The organism is Lysinibacillus sp. G4S2 (assembly GCF_030348505.1).
Taxonomy (GTDB): domain Bacteria; phylum Bacillota; class Bacilli; order Bacillales_A; family Planococcaceae; genus Lysinibacillus.
This window is the reverse complement of sequence record NZ_JAUCFJ010000002.1, coordinates 5,399,795-5,418,204: the sequence shown is the minus strand read 5'-3', so window position 1 is coordinate 5,418,204 and position 18,410 is coordinate 5,399,795. Positions and strand designations below refer to the sequence as shown.

Here is an 18,410-nt window from a genome sequence, read left to right as displayed (position 1 = left end):
GTAACACTTCCAATTTAGGTGACTGAGAATGATACTATCATTAAATTGGAATGGTTTATATCTTTTATGAATCAATATATACTAGACTAAACGTAATTTTTTCAGAGGAGGGGAGCCTATTGAAGTGGATTTCTAAAAATAAGAAACCCCTTGCATTAGTCATTATTCTTATTATTTTTATTGCTGGTATACTCGACATTAAATATGAAGGATTGTTCTTTCAAATGTTACCTGAATCTATTCAAACCTATTTAGCTGATGTTTTTTAAATAGTGGATTCAAAAGACAGGCATAATTAATTCAAAAAGGAATTGGATTTTTATCCGATTCCTTTTTTAACATCAAAAGCTTTGAACCACAAAGGTTAGATGGGTGTTCTAATAAGAATGTGAAAAATCCACTTAATTAACAAGAGACAAAAGTGGAACATCAATCAAAACAAAAAAGATAACAAACTAAAATTTAACGCAGCTAATAAGGCTGTGTTTTTTCATATTCTGAGTCATCAGTTCTAGAAGGACTATCGAAACAAACCTTGAATATATTGGTAATTAACGATTTTATTTTAGAAAATGGAGATGATAATGTTATGGAAGAATGGGAAATGGCACTTGAAGAGTTTTTAAAAGATTGGAAGTACAGAAATGATGTTGTAGGTGCACTGGTATGCGGTAGTTATGTTACTGGAAATCCTTCAAAACGTTCTGATATTGATGTACATATTATTTTATCTGATGATGTTGAGTGGCGAGAGAGAGGAAATAAAATTATTAATGGTTTTCTTATAGAATATTTTGCTAACCCACCAAAACAAATGCGCAAATACTTTCAACAAGATTTTCAAATCCAAAGAACAATGTCCATGGTTCAATTTATTACGGGGAAGATTTTATTCGATAATACGGGAATACTGAATGAGTTAAAAATCGAAGCTGAAAATTGGCGAAACATGGAATATGATGAACTGAATAAAACAGTTTTAGAAATAAAAAAATATTCACTATGGGATTCATTAGACAATTTAAAGGATTGTTTTGAACAACAAAGAGTGGATTTCCCCTTTGTGTACTTTAACGCATTAGCTAATTTATTTTCTGAGTACTGTCAGTTTTTAAGGTTAAAAAGCATTCCATACCATCAAGTACATTCTTATCTTGTAGATCCAGCCTATAGTAAAAAATATTTAAATAATGTTTTTCCTGATTCAATATTTAAGGAAATGTTTTTAAAAGCATTATTAGAAGAGGACAAACAAAAGATGATGGAGGCATATGAAGAGTTAGTAAACCATGTATTTAATCAGATGGGTGGTTTTAAAATAGATGGTTGGAAAATAAAAAGTCCTGTTGATGTATAGATCTTTCAACTTGCGTTAAAATAAAAAAAATAATTTTAAAATAGCACTAGAAAATATTGAGAAAATTCGCTATATTTTAATGTGGAGTGGGGCAGGTGCAAAAACAAGACTGGGTCCATATTTTTATGTTATTATATAGATATAATAATTAAAAAAACCTCATTATTATATGAAAATGCTAGCCATTTTTAGGCCAATTATTCCATAAAGATTAAATAAAGAGTGGATTTTTTGGTGAGGGAATAGGAGGTTTTTCTCTTGATTTATTAAGAGGAAGGCTCGAAAAATGCACATAACTCTCATATAGATAGTTAATATTTTAATCTTTAGGTAATTGTGATACACTGCAATAAGGTAATAATTGATACAGAAAAGGTGTGCTCCAAGGTTACTCCATGGCTTACTGTACATCTAAGCAGGAGAGCTTACATCCTTTCTGCAAATCTTAATATATAAGGAAGGTAAAAATGAGTAACAGACAAATTAAATCAGATGTTATCTTAATTGGTGCCGGAATCATGAGTGCGACTTTGGGGACAATACTCAAAGAATTAGCACCAGATTGGAAAATTACAGTATTTGAGAAGCTCGATAAAGCTGGTGAAGAAAGTTCTCATGAATTAAATAATGCTGGAACTGGACATGCGGCACTTTGTGAGCTTAACTATACTTCAGAGAAAAAAGACGGATCAATCGATATTAGTAAAGCGATTAACGTTAATGAACAGTTCCATGTTTCAAGACAGTTTTGGTCTTATCTTGTGAACAATAAACTAATCAATAATCCAGAAAACTTCATTATGCCTTTACCTCACATGAGTTTAGTACAAGGTAAAGACAATGTAGAGTTTCTAAAAAAACGTCATGAAACGATGACAAAAAATCCTTTATTCCAAGGGATGGAGTTTTCTGATAACCCAGAAACACTTAAGGAATGGATTCCTCTTATTATGCAGGATCGTCCAGCAGATGAAGCTATCGCTGCAACAAAAATCGACACTGGTACAGACGTTAACTTTGGTGCATTAACACGTATGTTATTCGACCACTTAAAAACTAAAGACGTTGACATCAACTACAATCACAGTGTTGAAAGCATGAAACGTACTAGCGACGGCTCATGGGAAGTACGAGTGCATGACAAGGATGGCTGTAAAATGGAATACCATACAGCAAAATTTGTCTTCCTTGGAGCTGGTGGAGGAAGCCTAGAATTACTACAAAAATCAGGTATTCCTGAAGGTAAACATATTGGTGGATTCCCAATCAGTGGATTATTCTTAGTATGTAAAAACCAAGAAGTTGCAGAACAACATCATGCAAAAGTATACGGAAAAGCTAAAGTTGGTGCTCCACCAATGTCTGTTCCGCATCTTGATACACGTTATATTGATAACAAAAAATCATTACTATTTGGACCGTTCGCAGGTTTCTCACCTAAGTTCTTAAAAACAGGTTCAAATATGGATTTATTTGCTTCTGTAAAACCGCATAATATTACAACGTTATTAGCGGCAGGGGTTAAAGAAATGGGATTAACAAAATATTTAATCCAACAGCTTATGCTATCTAAAGAACAACGTATGGACGAACTACGTGACTTCATCCCGAATGCTAAGAGCGATGATTGGGATATTATTGTAGCTGGTCAACGTGTACAAGTTATTAAAGATACTCAAGCTGGTGGTAAAGGAACGCTTCAATTTGGTACGGAAGTAGTAAGTGCTACTGATGGCTCAATTGCTGCATTACTTGGAGCTTCTCCTGGTGCTTCTACTGCTGTACACGTTATGCTTGAGGTAATCAATAAATGCTTCCCTCAACATGTTAAAGAATGGGAACCTAAAATTAAAGAAATGATCCCATCTTATGGCAAGTCATTAGCAGAGAATCCAGAGCTTCTTAAAGAAATTAATGCATCAACAGACGAAGCGCTTGGTTTAAAATAAAAACTTGATGTAGAAGCTAAGGATGTAAGCGTTTAAGCAATTGATTCTACAAAATATACTATAGAACCTTTAATCTAATTTTGGATTGAAGGTTCTATTTTTTTATTTCATAAATCATTATCGGAACGAAGATCACCTTATATTTCATGGCATACGCTTTAACAATTGTCATATCCACTTTTGGTAATAAGTTAAAATAAGGCTCATCGCCAAAAGTTGTGGATGACATTTTTTAAAATATATGCGCTGTATTTTAGTTGATTGTAGTGGAGACTGGGCGACTCCTTGGGGATCAGCGTCACAGATGAGACCCTGGAGCGAGCAACGCGAGTGAAGCGGCTCATCGGACGCCCCCAGGAAGCTCTGCTCTGCGCGAAAGCGAAGCGTCAGCGGCAAATGTTTTAGCTGTGCGAAAGCGAAGCGGCAGCAACAAAGCGCCCAGCCGGAACGGAAATCAACTACACGTTTTGGTGAAGAGCCTAAAATAATCTATAGCGGTGATTTTCATCCATATTAACTAATATATTAAAATTGGCATTAATTAATGACAAATAAACGAGGATTGGATGAAATAAGTTGAATGGAGTTTAAGATGAGAATGAGAAAAATACTAATGAAGTATATGACGAAGTATTCAACACTTAATGAAGAACAACAACAGGCGATTGTTGAAGAGATAGAAATTGAGGAATTTAAAAAGGAACGATTCTCCTTAGACAAGGAGATGTTCCAACTAAATGTTACTTTGTATTAAAGGGATGTATTAGGCAGTCTGCTGTTGATGAAACAGGAAAAGAGGTCACTTTAACTGGAGCATTGACTTAAATCAAGGGATAAAAATTATTAAATAATGTTACGAATCTTGCAATTTCCAAGACATCTTCCCATTTTCCTGTAAGACTTATGGACCGTTGTGTTCTATAAAGTTGTTTTCTATACTTTTCATAAACTCATGGAAGGAGCAGAATGGATGATAAAGCTAAAAGATATTGGGAATTTTAATGAACTGCCGGAAATTGCAATGCATATATATAACGGAAATATTCCTGCTTTACTGGTTGCTATTGAAGAGGGCTGGGATATTGAAGAAGATATTATATTGAGTAAACATATCTCATTAAGTCCGTTAGATTTGGCGCTTATTTCGCAAAGATTGAATGTAGTAAAGTTATTAGTAGAGCTTGGTGTCGACTTGAACGTTAACAATAATCCAGCTTTTTTGCAGGCTGTTCGTTATTGCAAGGAGGATGTAGTTCGCTATATTGTGGCGCATGGAGCGAAGCTGGACATGCTCAATCAAGTGGGGTCTGGCGCCTATTCACAGGCTTACTATGGTAACAAAAAAAATATTCCACTCATTCATGAACTAGGTTTGGATATAAAGCAACATGGTGGCCCCGTATTGCGTCAAGCTGTGTCGAATCATGATATGAAGACCCTTACATATTTACTCGATCAAGGGGTGGATATTAATTATAATCAGCCGAATATGGTTTACCCTTTTGGAGCGACACCATTAACAGAGGCAACACGAATGGGAAATCTAGCAATGGTGAAATACTTGGTTGAGCGTGGCGCCGACGTTTCTTTAGCAGAAAAGGATGGCGACCGTCCATATACAATTGCAATTGGCAATAAAAATACAGCTCTGGCCGACTATTTGAAATCACAGGAGCCATCTGAGCTGCATGATTTAGAAAACAAAAAATGTGAGCTGAAAAAATATAAATTGAGCGATGAGCTGATTAGCTTTCTAACAGGAGATAAGCTGCATCTTGAGCTAGATGAAAATGATTTTGAAATCAGATATATCGACTTCTTCACACTAACGGATACTATTGAAATGAAGATTGGTCGTCAAAAGCTACTACGTTTGTCAGCGCATGTCGACAATTATTCAGATTTAGAAATAGTATGGAATCCAAAGAAAGAAGGGCAAATTGGCTGCTATGATGTGGAGCATCAGGAGTATGCTGATTTGTGTAGCTTTAAAGAATTTCTTGCGAAGCCTGAAACATATCTCATCAATTTTCTTGAAGGGGAGCTGTAAAGGGGAATAACCATGAATGAAGCATTTATTTTTCCATCGGGCTATCCAGGAAAGTCCCAGCCGGAACGGAGATCAACCCCTTATTTTGCCGAAGAGCCATACTTTATTTACTAGTTTTTCAAAAACAGGAAGCTCCTCTTTTACTTTTAAAGAGGAGCTTTTAGGTTTATTGTAAGTTTTTATTAATGTAATATCGATCCGCCATCTATAATTAATTCAATGCCAGTAACAAATTTTGATTCATCTGATGCTAAGTAGAGAACACCATAGGCAATATCAGATGGTTTCCCTAGAACATTTAAAGGAATTCCTGCTAATGTTGCTTCTCTTACTTCTTTATTATTGGTAAACATTTCAATCATCGGTGTTTCAATTGTACCAGGGTGTACTGAATTCACACGAATATTATATTTTCCGTAATCTAGCGCAACATTTTTAGTTAATAGTCTAAGTCCACCCTTTGAGCTATTGTAAGCAGCATTTCCCACACCGTTTATGCCAGAGAGTGAGGAGATATTGACGATACTTCCACCACCGGCTTTTTTCATTTCGGGAAGGACAGCTTTAATACCTAAAAATGGACCTTTTGCGTTTATGTCGAGAATTTTATCCCAAGTGGATTCATCTAAATCTTCAATTGGTTGCGTAATTAAACCTGTAATCCCTGCATTATTGACAAGAATATCAACCTTTCCAAACTTCTCCGCAGCTGTTGCAACGACATTTTTCCAATCGTCAGTAGATGTTACATTATGTTTAATGGCTAAAGCTTGCCCGCCATTTTCATTAATTTCTTTTACCACGTTTTCGAGCAATTCAAACTGTACATCTGTTGCAACTACTTTAGCTCCTTCACGTGCAAATAATCTTGCTTCTTCTGCTCCTTGACCACTTGCTGCCCCTGTAATGATAGCTACTTTGTTTGCTAAACGTGCCATTAAAATCTCTCCCTTATTTTGCGATTTTAAAAGTGGAACTATAGTGATGATAGCATTACTATCATCGCTATAGTTATATTATAATCTTAGTTTTTATTAATGACAATTAAAGAGATTCATAAGCTAAATCAACAAATTGACGGTCATTAGGTTATTTGTTAGCATCTTAAATATGAATTGCTAAAGGGAGTTGTCAATGTGGATCCTCGAAGTAGATGGGAACAAGAACGACAAGAGGGAAAAAATAAACGAGCGAAAGTCATTATAGAGGCTGCAGAACAAGTTTTTAGTAGAAAAGGCTTCGAAAAGACTACAATGCAAGATATCGCTGCTGAACTAAATTTAGGTATTGCTACGGTTTTTCGTTATTTTCCTAAAAAGGACAAACTAATTGTAGCAGTAGCTGTAAATGTCTTAGCGAGATATCACAGTCTTTTTATTTCTGTTGCATCGAAAAATACTACTTGCTTTGAAAAAATTGAAGAACTTTTTGATTATTTTATTTCAGATATTGAACCCGAGAATTTAGAGTGTACAAAATTACTAGAAACCTTTGATAGCTATGCCTCTACATCGCTTGATGAATTCGGTGATTACGAACAATATATTGTAATTCGTAAGAAAATTGCAGATTTACTTAGTGTCATAATCGAAGAAGGCGTAAAGGATGGTTCTATTAGAACGGATATCCCTGCAAAAGACGTTTTAGCCTCTGTTATCAATGCATTTGGATTATTTTCAAGAAAGCTTTCTTTGTTTGAAAGAATTCCATTTTTTGAAGATGAATTAGATCCTCGTGTACAATTAACGATTATTAAACAAATATTTATGGACTATATAAAAGTAAAATAAATAATTAAAAGCACACCTTTTATGTCAAAACAAAAGGTATGCTTTTCTTTTCCATTTTAAAACTTAAGCTTGGAAAAACAGAATTGGATAGAGCGTTTGACATACATTGAACAATAGAATAGCAACAAGGCAACCAAGAGTGCTAGAGGAATACTGAAAGCGACCGGAAGCTCAACACTATTCCAAATGCTCATTTGTATTTGTTCTAAGCCAAACGTTCGCAAAATACCGGCTACTATTGATAGTAATGCACTTAAGACCAGCCCTGCATAGAGGACAGATAATACGAGAAGGGCTAATGAGCAAAAAAAGCCTTGAATGATTTTTATGAATGTCATTCCTTTTCCCTCCGTATAATTTGATGCACCTTGGCATTTTTAGCAATTGAATAGCTTTTTGTATAATAAAGCGTTTGGATATGACAATTATCGCCTACTACTACAATATCACCGTCAACGATTTCTGCATCTGTATAGGAAAGATGTATTTGTTCACCTTTAATACATTTACAATTAAGCTTTTTCTTTAGAAAAGATATAGATAACGTATCTTTTTCTACATGTATCACATCTGCAATAAGCTTTCCAATCTCATTTCCACCAGACATTTTTAATTGAAAATGTTTAGCCTCTATTTCCTTCGCTTTAACAAAACCGACTGCATGAAACTGTTCTGCTTGTATGTTTTGTTCAATTGTCAGCTTCCCCGAGCTATTAATTTTTTTTACTTGCCCATTGCGCATTTTTAAACTACCGGCACACTTCATTTCATTAATCTCACAATAATCTTTTATCGTACATGATCCGGTACTGTTTAAAACGTGTGCGACCACGGGGGAGTGAAAAGAACTATGTCCATGAGTGGAGATTTTTTGTAGTCGTACTCCTTGATGTACAGCAACAGATCCACGGATATTTAATTGCTCACAATCTGCTGCTAAGTCTTTAATATTACCATTCGTAACGGTTACGGTACGTAGTTTTTGAATCATGGATAATCACCTCGTGTTAATTTAATTAATATATATTTCAATTATTAAAACATATATTAATTAAAGTATATGTTACTTTGTTTTGTCAAGAACAAATAATTTGAAATGAGCTTTTTATGTATTTTCTGGGCAATAAAAAAAGGATTTCAATTTTATGAAATCCTAAAAATTTTTTTTCATGAACTAATTAACTTCACTTAGTACTCTTGCCATATTTGCAAGTTTCTTTCGTAATTCTCACTCATGTAATGGGGAAAGGTTGTCAGCTTAGCCCCGCTGCCTTAAATATCCCAATCTCTTTGTCTTTTGTTTATTATGAAACATATTTTAATCCAGAAACACCGATGACGATAACTATAACAGCGACAATTCTCCCCATGCTTTTTGATTCTCCGAAAAACAGCATATTAATAATCACAGCAGCCGTAGTACCTATACCAATCCAAACAGCATACGCTATACTGACTTGTAAATAATCAAATGAAGCATATAAAAAGAAAAATGCTCCACCAAAACCAGCCATTAATATAATGGCGTCTTTAATACTTTTGGTTGTGCTGAATTTCTTTAAACCTATTACGCCGATCGTTTCTAAAATTGCTGCCAGAAAAACAAGTAACCAACCCATTTACGCCGCCTCCTTTTGAAGCTTGCGCTCATCTAAAGTATCTGCAATATTTAACATTATTACTCCAATAATAATCACACAAATAAATATAATTTTTGGAGTAGTGAAAGTTTCATTGAAGATGAAAATATCCATTAGCGCAGTTCCTACTGTACCTGCAGCTGCGAATATTGCATATACCGTACCGGTTGGCAAACCTTGACATGCTTTTGAAAGGAACCAAAAATCTACAAATATCATTGGTATAATGAGAGCCCAATGCCACCATACACTAGCAACATTGAAGCCAAAAATCCATAATAATTCACATAAACTGGTCAATCCGACATAAATCCAAGACTTGTTCATCTTTTACCTCCAATAGTATGAATGCATTTATTAATTTTAATTAAAGAGTTGATGCACGAAAAAAATTAAAGAAAACCAAGTGTATTGATTAACCATTTTTATATATTTTAAGAGGTTGATTTCCTCTGCGGGCTACTCGCTTTCTCGCAGGAATCGAGTAGCCCTACGCTATAATCAGTTAAAATGGAAATGGATTGGCAAATTGATAACGAAAAATCCATGTTCACTCGATAATAAACCGATTTTTTCCTAATCAACACCATGAAAAAACATTACAAATTATGAATGACGTTCATTCATAATTTAACATAAAATAGGATGGAAATCAAATTTATTTTTCTGGACTAGAGTAAGGGAGCGATAAATTTCATTGCTAATCTCTCGGCGTACTTCTTTCATTTAGAAATGCTTGTGTTAATAGATGATTGTTCTTTCTTTATATTTTCGTTATGATAAAAATAGCTAATGAATGAAAATCACTCAACAATATGAGGTGGTAGAGCTTTGGATAAAAAACAAAAAATTATAGAGGCAACGATTGATCAGTTTACGACAAAAGGTGTTGAAAATACTAAAATATCTGACATTGTAAAAGCAGCAGGCATTGCTCAAGGTACTTTTTATTTATACTTCCCGTCTAAATTTTCTGTGATGCCAGAGATCGCAAAATATGCGGTTGAAGAAATTATGAAAGAAATCCATGCAAGTGTAAATTTACATGACGCTTTTGATAATAAAATGGAGCAGCTAGTAAAGGCCGTATTCCGTATTACAGAGAAAAAAAAGGAATTGTTTGCAGTTCTTTACGCAGGTTTAGCACAGAGCGAGCATTTAAAACAATGGGAGTCAATTTATTCACCGTTTTATAACTGGGTATATGACTTATTAGAAGAGGCAGCGAGTAAAATGGAAATCAGACAAAATGTTAATAGTGCCCGAACTTCCCGAATTTTAATTGGGCTAATCGAGTCGACTGCTGAACAATTATATTTATATGACTCTCCAAGCCAAGAGGAGATAGATGCTCAATACGATGAGTTAATAGTATTTATAAAAAGTGCATTAAAATAAAATGCACTTTTTTTGTATACATTTTTACGGTTAAAATGTTTTGTTGCATTCGTTCAACCATATCATTTGGCTGGATTGTTGAAGTTTGCTTTAAAAATACTTATTTAAATAAATCGTTATTAAATGTAGGAGCCATTGTAGCTTTAGATAGTGATTGTTATAAATTATTCAGCTTTAAGAATAGCTATTTTATTTCTGTCCCAGCCTCAAAAAATTTTTTTCATTAACTGATTAACTTCACTTAGTACTCTTGCTATATCTGCAAGTTTTTCCTGTGGGAATTTCAAAAATAAATCTTGAACTTTAAGTGCGCCATTATTCGTTAAAACCATTTTTACTACTCGGCGGTCTTCGCTTTCTCTAATCCGTTGTACTAACTCTAATTTTTCCAGCTTATCGCACATCGATGTAACTGCTCCAGGGGTCACACTAAAGAAATCAGCAATTTCAGTTGCTTTCATGCCATCATTAATTTTTAGTTGAAGAAGGAGGATAAGCTGATTTTGAGATAGTGATTCTCCTTCAGAGATAAGATTGACAAACATTCTCGATTTTTGCTGTATTTCAAGCATCTCTCTCATAATGATTTCTACGTTACGTAGTTGATTGTTTTCGGACATATTATCACTGCCTGTTAAAATATTTAATAATTAAATTATATAGCAAATATATAATGTGGGCTACAGCAATCGTTGCTATTGACTATATCGATAGCTTCGATTGCTGTTATCATAAAGGTTGATTATATTAATGATATTAAACAGATGAGTGGCTTACCACCATAACGTGGGGTTGATTTCCGTTCCGACTGGGCGCTTTGTAGCTGCCGCTTCGCTTTCGCTACAGAAAACATTTGCCGCTGCCGCTTCGCTTTCGCGCAGAGCAGAGCTTCCTGGGGGCGTCCGATGAGCCGCTTCACTCGCAAGGCTCGCTCCAGGGTCTCATCTGTGACGCTGATCCCCAAGGAGTCACCCAGCCTCCACTCCAATCAACTAATATACAGGGCATATAAAAAATGGATTGATCAAAACACGCTCTTATTAAATAAATGGGGCAAATTAACTTTTTAAAAAACCCTTTATTGTATGAATGCACCCATTAATAATTTGACTGGACTCAAGATTATGAATAACACAATTGCATTTATTTTATAAAAGTATCACACATCCAGTTATAAAATTTTTCTTTCTCTTCAAATTGTGGATAATGGGCTGATTGCTCAAAAGTAATAAATTCTTTCTTATTGGCTTCAATCATATCAAAGTATGTTTTCGCTGCATTTGAAGAAGTTTGATAATCATAGTTACCCATAACAAAATAGCATGGTAATTCAAGTTTTTTTACTATAGTAGGTAATGGTTTTTTTATTACATCCTTTAGTAAAGTTTCTTGTGAGTAAGAGATCCCATAGTTATAACGGATTATATCTAATAAGTTATACTCGCTACTGAATAACATACCTATGTTATTACCATCGGGATTATCAATAAGTCTTGAAGCTCCACCATATTTCGCAACATATTGTCGTGGAGTGAACGTGTCCCCATTTTTAATTTGTTCAGTTAGCCCTTGCAAATATAAAACGTCATCTATATTGTCAGCATTTTGAGCCTGATGAATAACGAAGTTCAAACCATCAATCTCACTTTCCGCTACATCACTCATCTGTCCAATTCCAATATATGCTTCATATTTTTCTGGAGCTTTATAGGCAGCCTGTGTTGCAATATAAGTACCATAAGAATGACCAATTAGTATTACTTTTTCTTTGCCGAGGTGCTCGGATATATAATCAGTCAAAGCCAATAAATCATCTACCAGTAAGTCTGAAGAAAGATTAGAATAGTCCTCAAAAAAATGATATGATTTTCCACTTGCTCTTTGATCGTAATTGACGACTGTGAAATTATCTTCCAATAAGTCTTGATACTTACGGGCATACGGTATTTCAGAGCATCCAGGTCCTCCATGTACAAAGATAATGACTGGATTATCTTTATCTTTGCCACGTATCATAATTTCGTGACCGCTTCCGTTTATATCTACTTGCTCTAATGAACTTATACTGTTATCGCCCTTTACATGCGGAGTCCATGTAGGGAACAAAAGTGCTGTAATTAGAAATATGATGATAAATACTCCGATATATTTCATTAATTTCTTTACCTTTTTCATCTAATTCCCTCTGTGAATGTGATTTGTCATCAAATTTTTTTAGATTCTTTTAGGAAGAGTTGTTGAATTGTACCTTTTTCTTTTATAAACATAAAAGTACATGCTTAGGGGCCACCATAGGACGACAAAAATCGGATAGATCGCCCATATTACACTTGGCGAAGAGACAACATTTACTGTAATAAAAAAGATACTGATAAGTACTGCAGCATTAACTGAAAATGCTACAAACGTCTTTCGTTGTGTATGGTATAAAGCTAATGGCCACCACATTACTAAAAATGCTGGATAGATCGCCCAAGGATAGGGATGGGACAAAATAATATTTAATAAGGAGTAATAAATGATGGTAGTTGCGCAGCCTATGAGCGCAATTTTTAAGGTTTTTGCTTTTTCTTCTAAGTACATCAGAATTGGCCACCAGATGATTGGATAGACCGCATAAATAAACCATAAATGATCGGGGGAGTATAAATAATTTTCAATGATAAGAAAGGCAATAATCATGGCGCTACAAGTAAGAGAATATTGTTTATACATTTTTTTAGACATGAAAAATAAAGTAATCGGCCATAGCAATAGTAATAAACACGGGTAAATGAACCACATCGTTTGAGGAGATGTTGTATAATTGACGATTCCTAAAAATATCATTGTCATCAAACTACCAGCAAGCGAAAAGTTAATAAAGTTCTTCATGTTTTATTCACTCCATTTCTTACGTGTCCAAACGAAGTACATAGATAATGGCCACCATAATATAACGAATATTGGATAGATTGCCCAAATTGTCTTTGGCGTATAGTAAAGATTTATGAAAATAAATAATGCAATAATTAAGCCGCTACCCCATAGAGAAAATTCTAAATTTAATTTGGCCATATTTTTCTTTTCGGGCTCTTTAACACCTAATTCCTTTTTTAAATCCTCAATATATCCAAACTCCACGATAGCTTTGTTAATGGCATCCTCTTGCTCTTTTCCTTGATCCATCAAATAAAAAACTTTTTCTTCAAGATTTTGAATGATTTCTTGTTTCACCATCTCTGTTTCATTGTTACGAGGAATATCCTTAAAAAGCTCATCAATATGGTTTTTTATTCTTTTCATTCTAAGCCCTCCATAAATAAGTCGATTATTTCTTTTACTTCCGACCACTCTTTTACCAGCTCGTTTAAATATGCTTTACCTAAAGGGGTAATACGGTAATACTTTCTTTTGCCTCCATGTGAAACATCACCATAATAGGCTTCAATAATTTCTTTTTTCTCAAGACGTTGAAAAACTGCGTACAAAGTTGCTTCTTTAATTTGAAAACGATTATTTGTGCGGAGACTTATTTCCTGAGAAATTTCGTAACCATAACGATCTTTCTCTAAAATTAGCCTTAAAATAATGGAATCCAAGTGTCCGCGGATGATGTCACTTCGAACCATAAGTCACCTACTTATTTTTATTGCTCTATCTGTCAGAGTAATATTAGCAAACATTACTCTACCTGTCAAAGTAATTTTTCCAAATACGTCCAAAATATTTCAAGAGTAATAATTAAGGTTAAAAATCAAATCCCCATTCACTTCAAAAGCGAATGGGGATTGGGGATATTTTATTTCGATTTCATAAACAAGATCGGTTTTTTACGAAACAATAAAATCTTCTTGTGAACTATTCTATTACATATACAATGCTGCTAGAAAGATCCCTAATACTTCCTCATAGATGTCGTCGAATTGGTTGATTGGAAGTGGATTTGTACCGCTACCTAACTCAACGGTGAAGCCAGGTCTACGCCAATCCTGAATAAACCAATCTTTATAGCCCGCATAACTGCCTGCAGACTTGATCGGCTCATAACCACTGACTCGACTAAACTCGTTAACAAGAATTTCTGACTCGGGTGGTTCGAGATTTTCAAAGCCCCAATAAATCACTCTTCCTTGTGTATGAAACGCAAGAACTCTTGCAAAATCGTGCTTTTTTGTCAAATCAGCCATAGCAATGGCCTCTGGCTCGGACAAAGGTCGTTCTCCACCATAATCTCTAGGTCCAGGTGTTTTTGGATTGCGAGCATTCTCTAGCGCCCATTTTGCAGGGAACTGGTCGTTCAAATCGACACCATGTATATTTGCCTTCCAATTAGAGAAATTGGTGCTACCGCTGTTCCAACTAATAAGCTGATCTCTTAATGCTTCGTCATTAGGTGGGCCTTGTATCACTAAGTCAACACCATCAGGATTGACCATCGGAACTATGGAAAGGGTTGTTTGCTGATACAGTGGGAGTGTGTAAAGACCTCGAATTGTGCTTTGATTGGTGAGAGTGAGTAGGTAGTCATTTAAAAAGGTTAAAATAATCGGAGTTGTAATCCATTCATTCGCATGAAAGGAGCCATTATAATGGACACGCTTAGTTCCGTTTCCGATTAGAAGCTCAGGAATTTCATGTTTTAAAACAGAATGTCCGATTGTAGAGCTTTGTAGAAATGGATAAGCATCAAGTAGTTTTTTGAGATCATTCATCATGATGGTGTAGGTATAATTTTGTTTACCATCTACGAGCCTCCATGTAATTCGTTGGGGAATGCGAATTGTCTGGCCAATTTGTAATTGATTTGGATTAAGACCAGGATTGACAAGCAAAATGGCTCCTAATGGGAGATTCCTGCTTTGGGCTATTTGCCAAAAAGTGTCCCCTGGCTTTATTTGATAATTGTCCGTAACAAAACCGGGAATTCGAATGCGCTGTCCAACCCTTAAAAATTGAGGGTTAATATTTCGGTTGGAATCTATAATTAGCTGAAGAGGTATTTTAAACACTTCACTAAAATGCCAAAGGGAATCCCCCGGTCTTACGAAAATGTCCACTATTGATCTCTCCTTAATATCATTTATGCCTTGGCATAATAGTTCAATATAAATGTATATGAAGAAAATAAGAGATTTATTAACTTTGAATAAGTTCATTTTGTTACGTATTTCTCAGGAAGTGTAATGAGGCAGCGCCACAGATGAGACCCTGCAGCGAAGCGACAGCAACAATTGTTTTATCTGTGCGAAAGCGAAGCGGCAGCAACAATTGTTTTATCTGTGCGAAAGCGAAGCGACAGCAACAATTGTTTTATCTGTGCGAAAGCGAAGCGACAGCAACAATTGTTTTATCTGTGCGAAAGCGAAGCGACAGCAACAATTGTTTTATCTGTGCGAAAGCGAAGCGACAGCAACAAAGCGCCCTGTTGGAACGGAAATCAACCACACGTTATGGTGAGGAGCCTATTTTTTGATGTACAATTATACTAGAAGTAGATTTTTATGACAGGTAAAGGTAGGGGAACAAATGCTAAATAAATTAAAGCTAGGTATACGAACCAAAATTACGCTAGGCTATATTGTTATCATACTTTGTTTACTCGCATCAGTGATCATCTTATATAGTCAAGTTACCTCTATAAAAAAAGAAAGAAACGATATTATAAAACATGATTCAAAAATACATGCGCTAACCAATCGCATTGAAAAATACATTTTAGATATGGAATCGAGCCAAAGGGGATATGTTATTACGGGTGATTCAAATTATTTAGAGCCTTATAACATAGCTAGTGAAAATTGGGAGACGGATTTTAATGAACTTTATCAGCTTTTAGAAAATAAACCAGAACAACAAGAGCAGTTAAATGAGATAAAAGTAACGATAGAGCATTGGATCACAACATCGGGCGAACCTTCCATAAAATTAATAAAAGAAAACAATATAGAAGGGTTAAAGGAACTCTATACAATAGATATAGGTCGTAAAGACATGGAAACAATACGGAATCAGTTTGAATCACTCCGTTCAGCCGTACTTGCAACCTCACAAGCTAAAGTAACCAAGTTGGACAAAAGCAATGGTATATTAGCACTTACATTGCTTGGCATACTTGTATTTGTTTCAGTTGTTGCGATTATCATTGCAAATGGCATATCTCGTTCTATCGTAAAAACAATAACCGAGGTTACGCAAACGATCAAAGAGATCGCAGCTTCTAAGAGCAATCAAAAAGAAAGAATTCATGTTACATCAAATGATGAAATCAATGCTCTAGCAAATGCTACAAATGAGTTATTAGATACCTTTGAGAAAAGACAATGGCTACAGTCGAATATCGCAGAAATCGTAACGACGTATCAAGGCATTTCTGCCATAACTAAATTAGCTGAAACCTTCCTTTCAGAAATAGCGCAAAAAACGCAGTCATCCCTTGGAGCATTTTATCTTCGTGAATCTATTGATAATAATATACAGTTTGTAAAAAAAGCTGCTTTTGCGGATGAAATTGATAGCGTTGGAATCGAAAGCTTTAGATTGGGGCAAGGCTTAATCGGTCAATGTGCCTTAGAAAAAAGAGTTTTAATATTTAACGATGTTCCAGAAGACTTTCGTTTAATAGGCACTAGCTTAGGGGAAGTTCCGCCAAAAAGTATTTTTATCATCCCTATTGTATTTGAAAATGATGTAATAGCTGTCGTTGAATTAGCTACAATGACTGGCTTTAGTGAGCTGCAGCAAGATTTAGTAAAGCAAGTTATTGGAACCTTTGGATTAAAGATTAATAGTGTTTTAGGACGTATGGAAATTGTACGTTTATTAAATGAATCAAGAACGATGACAGATGATTTACAGGTACAATCAGAAGAATTGCAAATGCAGACAGAAGAACTGACAATGATTAATGAACAATTGGAAGAAAGAACAAAAGAGGCCGAATCTAAGTCGAGAGAATTAGAAAAAGCTAAAAAGGAATTAGAGGCAAGTGCAGAACAGCTGTTACTAAATTCAAATTATAAATCGGAATTTTTAGCCAATATGTCACATGAATTGCGAACGCCACTGAATAGCATATTAATTTTATCTGAAATGTTAGCTGAAAATAGCCAAAATAATTTAGCAAAAGAGGAAGCTGAATTTGCTAAGGTTATCCATTCTTCTGGTGAAGATCTACTTGCGTTAATCAATGATGTTTTAGATTTATCGAAAGTGGAGGCAGGCAAGATGGATATTACTTTTGATGAAGTGAATATGAGTGAGGTTCCTATACAAATCGAACAAACCTTTGCGCCTGTAGCAATGAAAAAAAATCTACAATTCCATATTTCGATAGCCAAAAATGTAGTAGATGTTTTCTATACGGACGAAAAGAGATTCCAGCAAATCTTGAAAAATTTAATATCAAATGCCTTTAAATTTACGGAACAAGGCTCAGTGAATCTTGAAATCCAACAGCTTGGTCAAGAACAGTTAACTAATAATATGAAGGATGTTAGTGCTGACTGGTTAGAAATCACAGTGTCAGATACGGGTATAGGTATACCGAAGGACAAGCAACAGCTTATTTTTGAATCATTCCAACAGGCTGATGGGGCAACTGTACGTAAATACGGTGGAACAGGACCCGGTTTGTCCATTTGTAAAGAGTTTGCGAAATTACTGGGTGGTTGGGTTTCCTTACAAAGTGAAGAGGGACAAGGTAGTAGCTTCACGCTGACAATTCCAAGCTTACCAAATGGAATCGAAGAGCAAAGGTTTGAACTAGCATTTCATGAGGTAGGGGTTACTAATGAAGTAAATGTGTCAGAAGAACAGCTATTAGAAATTAAAGAAGACTTTCAACATGAGGTAGAAGTTTTTCAGGGGAAAAATATTTTAATTGTAGACGATGATTACCGTAATATATATGCATTAACAAATGCACTCGAAAAACGAGGCATGAATATCTTCGTTGCAAAAGATGGAATAGAGTGTTTAGCTATTTTGCGAGCCCATGATGACATAGATCTTATTCTTATGGATATTATGATGCCTAATATGGATGGCTATGAAACGATGTCGATTATACGAAAACAAATGAAGATGACAGAATTACCGATTATCGCTTTAACAGCGAAAGCCATGAAAAATGATCGAGATAAATCACTCGAGGCTGGTGCTTCAGATTATATAAGTAAGCCATTAAATTTAGAACAATTAGTATCCATGTTAAGGGTATGGCTAATTTCTAAAGGGAGTTAATAA

Annotated in this window: 21 protein-coding genes and 1 pseudogene; 10 read left to right on the top strand and 12 right to left on the bottom strand. The window is 35.0% G+C overall.

Translation table 11 applies throughout. The annotated features are described in order from the left end of the window. The first annotated feature begins 119 nt into the window (after positions 1-119). The 6 genes and pseudogenes from QUF91_RS27680 to QUF91_RS27655 all read left to right on the top strand — a co-directional run bounded on the left by QUF91_RS27680 (position 120) and on the right by QUF91_RS27655 (position 5,531). The gene (locus tag QUF91_RS27680; protein ID WP_285399445.1) at positions 120-269 is read left to right on the top strand and encodes a hypothetical protein; all 150 of its coding nucleotides are present in this window, start codon (positions 120-122) and stop codon (positions 267-269) included. 320 nt (positions 270-589) lie between these two features. Then, positions 590-1,357, top strand: coding sequence for a nucleotidyltransferase domain-containing protein (locus QUF91_RS27675; RefSeq protein ID WP_289419976.1), 768 nt, complete (start codon positions 590-592; stop codon positions 1,355-1,357). A gap of 467 nt (positions 1,358-1,824) precedes the next feature. Further along, entirely contained in the window at positions 1,825-3,306 is a 1,482-nt protein-coding gene (locus tag QUF91_RS27670) for a malate:quinone oxidoreductase (protein WP_289419975.1), read from the top strand. Positions 3,307-3,904: 598 nt separating this feature from the next. Beyond that, positions 3,905-4,110: pseudogene (locus tag QUF91_RS27665) on the top strand (Crp/Fnr family transcriptional regulator); the annotation flags it as partial. Positions 4,111-4,276: 166 nt separating this feature from the next. Then, a complete protein-coding gene (locus tag QUF91_RS27660) occupies positions 4,277-5,356 on the top strand; it encodes an ankyrin repeat domain-containing protein (RefSeq protein ID WP_289419974.1) in 1,080 nt (359 codons plus the stop codon). Between the two features lie 16 nt (positions 5,357-5,372). Next, on the top strand, positions 5,373-5,531 hold the full coding sequence (locus tag QUF91_RS27655; protein ID WP_289419973.1) for a hypothetical protein: 159 nt from the start codon (positions 5,373-5,375) through the stop codon (positions 5,529-5,531). Positions 5,532-5,538: 7 nt separating this feature from the next. On the opposite strand, the gene QUF91_RS27650 is transcribed toward QUF91_RS27655, so the two are convergent. Further along, positions 5,539-6,294 (bottom strand): SDR family NAD(P)-dependent oxidoreductase, encoded by a 756-nt coding sequence (locus QUF91_RS27650; protein ID WP_289419972.1) that lies wholly within the window; start codon positions 6,292-6,294, stop codon positions 5,539-5,541. 198 nt (positions 6,295-6,492) lie between these two features. Between QUF91_RS27650 and QUF91_RS27645 the strand changes: the two genes are divergently transcribed. Next, positions 6,493-7,146 (top strand): TetR/AcrR family transcriptional regulator, encoded by a 654-nt coding sequence (locus QUF91_RS27645; RefSeq protein WP_285395333.1) that lies wholly within the window; start codon positions 6,493-6,495, stop codon positions 7,144-7,146. 56 nt (positions 7,147-7,202) lie between these two features. Here QUF91_RS27645 and QUF91_RS27640 read toward each other — a convergent pair whose 3' ends face one another. The 4 genes from QUF91_RS27640 to QUF91_RS27625 form a co-directional block, all read right to left on the bottom strand. After that, complete coding sequence (locus QUF91_RS27640; RefSeq protein ID WP_285395331.1) at positions 7,203-7,484, bottom strand: hypothetical protein; 282 nt, start codon at positions 7,482-7,484, stop codon at positions 7,203-7,205. Beyond that, complete coding sequence (locus tag QUF91_RS27635) at positions 7,481-8,137, bottom strand: hypothetical protein (RefSeq protein WP_285395330.1); 657 nt, start codon at positions 8,135-8,137, stop codon at positions 7,481-7,483. The genes QUF91_RS27640 and QUF91_RS27635 overlap by 4 nt, the downstream gene beginning before the upstream one ends. A gap of 313 nt (positions 8,138-8,450) precedes the next feature. Next, complete coding sequence (locus tag QUF91_RS27630; RefSeq protein WP_285395329.1) at positions 8,451-8,765, bottom strand: DMT family transporter; 315 nt, start codon at positions 8,763-8,765, stop codon at positions 8,451-8,453. Beyond that, positions 8,766-9,113 (bottom strand): DMT family transporter, encoded by a 348-nt coding sequence (locus tag QUF91_RS27625; protein ID WP_285395328.1) that lies wholly within the window; start codon positions 9,111-9,113, stop codon positions 8,766-8,768. It abuts the gene before it with no gap. Between the two features lie 504 nt (positions 9,114-9,617). On the opposite strand from QUF91_RS27625, the gene QUF91_RS27620 reads away from it, so the two are divergent. Further along, positions 9,618-10,184, top strand: coding sequence for a TetR/AcrR family transcriptional regulator (locus QUF91_RS27620; protein ID WP_289419971.1), 567 nt, complete (start codon positions 9,618-9,620; stop codon positions 10,182-10,184). Between the two features lie 206 nt (positions 10,185-10,390). Here QUF91_RS27620 and QUF91_RS27615 read toward each other — a convergent pair whose 3' ends face one another. From QUF91_RS27615 to QUF91_RS27585, 7 genes are all read right to left on the bottom strand, one after another. Then, positions 10,391-10,804, bottom strand: a complete 414-nt coding sequence (locus QUF91_RS27615; protein ID WP_285395326.1) for a MarR family transcriptional regulator — start codon at positions 10,802-10,804, stop codon at positions 10,391-10,393. 122 nt (positions 10,805-10,926) lie between these two features. Next, complete coding sequence (locus tag QUF91_RS27610; RefSeq protein ID WP_285395325.1) at positions 10,927-11,148, bottom strand: hypothetical protein; 222 nt, start codon at positions 11,146-11,148, stop codon at positions 10,927-10,929. Positions 11,149-11,327: 179 nt separating this feature from the next. After that, a complete protein-coding gene (locus tag QUF91_RS27605; protein WP_289419970.1) occupies positions 11,328-12,359 on the bottom strand; it encodes an alpha/beta hydrolase in 1,032 nt (343 codons plus the stop codon). A 39-nt stretch (positions 12,360-12,398) separates the two neighbouring features. Continuing rightward, positions 12,399-13,058: a hypothetical protein gene (locus QUF91_RS27600; RefSeq protein ID WP_289419969.1), complete on the bottom strand. Its 660-nt coding sequence runs from the start codon at positions 13,056-13,058 to the stop codon at positions 12,399-12,401. 3 nt (positions 13,059-13,061) lie between these two features. Beyond that, entirely contained in the window at positions 13,062-13,469 is a 408-nt protein-coding gene (locus QUF91_RS27595) for a permease prefix domain 1-containing protein (protein ID WP_289419968.1), read from the bottom strand. Further along, positions 13,466-13,795, bottom strand: a complete 330-nt coding sequence (locus QUF91_RS27590; RefSeq protein ID WP_285395321.1) for a PadR family transcriptional regulator — start codon at positions 13,793-13,795, stop codon at positions 13,466-13,468. Before QUF91_RS27590 ends, QUF91_RS27595 begins: the two co-directional genes overlap by 4 nt. A 237-nt stretch (positions 13,796-14,032) precedes the next feature. Further along, on the bottom strand, positions 14,033-15,223 hold the full coding sequence (locus QUF91_RS27585; protein WP_289419967.1) for a M14 family metallopeptidase: 1,191 nt from the start codon (positions 15,221-15,223) through the stop codon (positions 14,033-14,035). Positions 15,224-15,366: 143 nt separating this feature from the next. Here QUF91_RS27585 and QUF91_RS27580 point away from each other — a divergent pair, with 143 nt between their 5' ends. Continuing rightward, the gene (locus tag QUF91_RS27580) at positions 15,367-15,639 is read left to right on the top strand and encodes a hypothetical protein (protein ID WP_289419966.1); all 273 of its coding nucleotides are present in this window, start codon (positions 15,367-15,369) and stop codon (positions 15,637-15,639) included. A gap of 53 nt (positions 15,640-15,692) precedes the next feature. Next, complete coding sequence (locus QUF91_RS27575) at positions 15,693-18,407, top strand: CHASE3 domain-containing protein (RefSeq protein WP_289419965.1); 2,715 nt, start codon at positions 15,693-15,695, stop codon at positions 18,405-18,407. The last annotated feature ends 3 nt before the right edge of the window (positions 18,408-18,410 follow it).

What these genes read in the sequence shown, in the direction of transcription:
- QUF91_RS27675 (WP_289419976.1), top strand. Translation starts at nt 590, where the DNA reads ATGGAAGAATGGGAAATGGCACTTGAAGAGTTTTTAAAAGATTGGAAG.
- QUF91_RS27670 (WP_289419975.1), top strand. Translation starts at nt 1,825, where the DNA reads ATGAGTAACAGACAAATTAAATCAGATGTTATCTTAATTGGTGCCGGA.
- QUF91_RS27660 (WP_289419974.1), top strand. Translation starts at nt 4,277, where the DNA reads ATGATAAAGCTAAAAGATATTGGGAATTTTAATGAACTGCCGGAAATT.
- QUF91_RS27655 (WP_289419973.1), top strand. Translation starts at nt 5,373, where the DNA reads ATGAAGCATTTATTTTTCCATCGGGCTATCCAGGAAAGTCCCAGCCGG.
- QUF91_RS27650 (WP_289419972.1), bottom strand. Translation starts at nt 6,294, where the DNA reads ATGGCACGTTTAGCAAACAAAGTAGCTATCATTACAGGGGCAGCAAGT.
- QUF91_RS27640 (WP_285395331.1), bottom strand. Translation starts at nt 7,484, where the DNA reads ATGACATTCATAAAAATCATTCAAGGCTTTTTTTGCTCATTAGCCCTT.
- QUF91_RS27635 (WP_285395330.1), bottom strand. Translation starts at nt 8,137, where the DNA reads ATGATTCAAAAACTACGTACCGTAACCGTTACGAATGGTAATATTAAA.
- QUF91_RS27630 (WP_285395329.1), bottom strand. Translation starts at nt 8,765, where the DNA reads ATGGGTTGGTTACTTGTTTTTCTGGCAGCAATTTTAGAAACGATCGGC.
- QUF91_RS27625 (WP_285395328.1), bottom strand. Translation starts at nt 9,113, where the DNA reads ATGAACAAGTCTTGGATTTATGTCGGATTGACCAGTTTATGTGAATTA.
- QUF91_RS27615 (WP_285395326.1), bottom strand. Translation starts at nt 10,804, where the DNA reads ATGTCCGAAAACAATCAACTACGTAACGTAGAAATCATTATGAGAGAG.
- QUF91_RS27605 (WP_289419970.1), bottom strand. Translation starts at nt 12,359, where the DNA reads ATGAAAAAGGTAAAGAAATTAATGAAATATATCGGAGTATTTATCATC.
- QUF91_RS27600 (WP_289419969.1), bottom strand. Translation starts at nt 13,058, where the DNA reads ATGAAGAACTTTATTAACTTTTCGCTTGCTGGTAGTTTGATGACAATG.
- QUF91_RS27595 (WP_289419968.1), bottom strand. Translation starts at nt 13,469, where the DNA reads ATGAAAAGAATAAAAAACCATATTGATGAGCTTTTTAAGGATATTCCT.
- QUF91_RS27590 (WP_285395321.1), bottom strand. Translation starts at nt 13,795, where the DNA reads ATGGTTCGAAGTGACATCATCCGCGGACACTTGGATTCCATTATTTTA.
- QUF91_RS27580 (WP_289419966.1), top strand. Translation starts at nt 15,367, where the DNA reads ATGAGACCCTGCAGCGAAGCGACAGCAACAATTGTTTTATCTGTGCGA.
- QUF91_RS27575 (WP_289419965.1), top strand. Translation starts at nt 15,693, where the DNA reads ATGCTAAATAAATTAAAGCTAGGTATACGAACCAAAATTACGCTAGGC.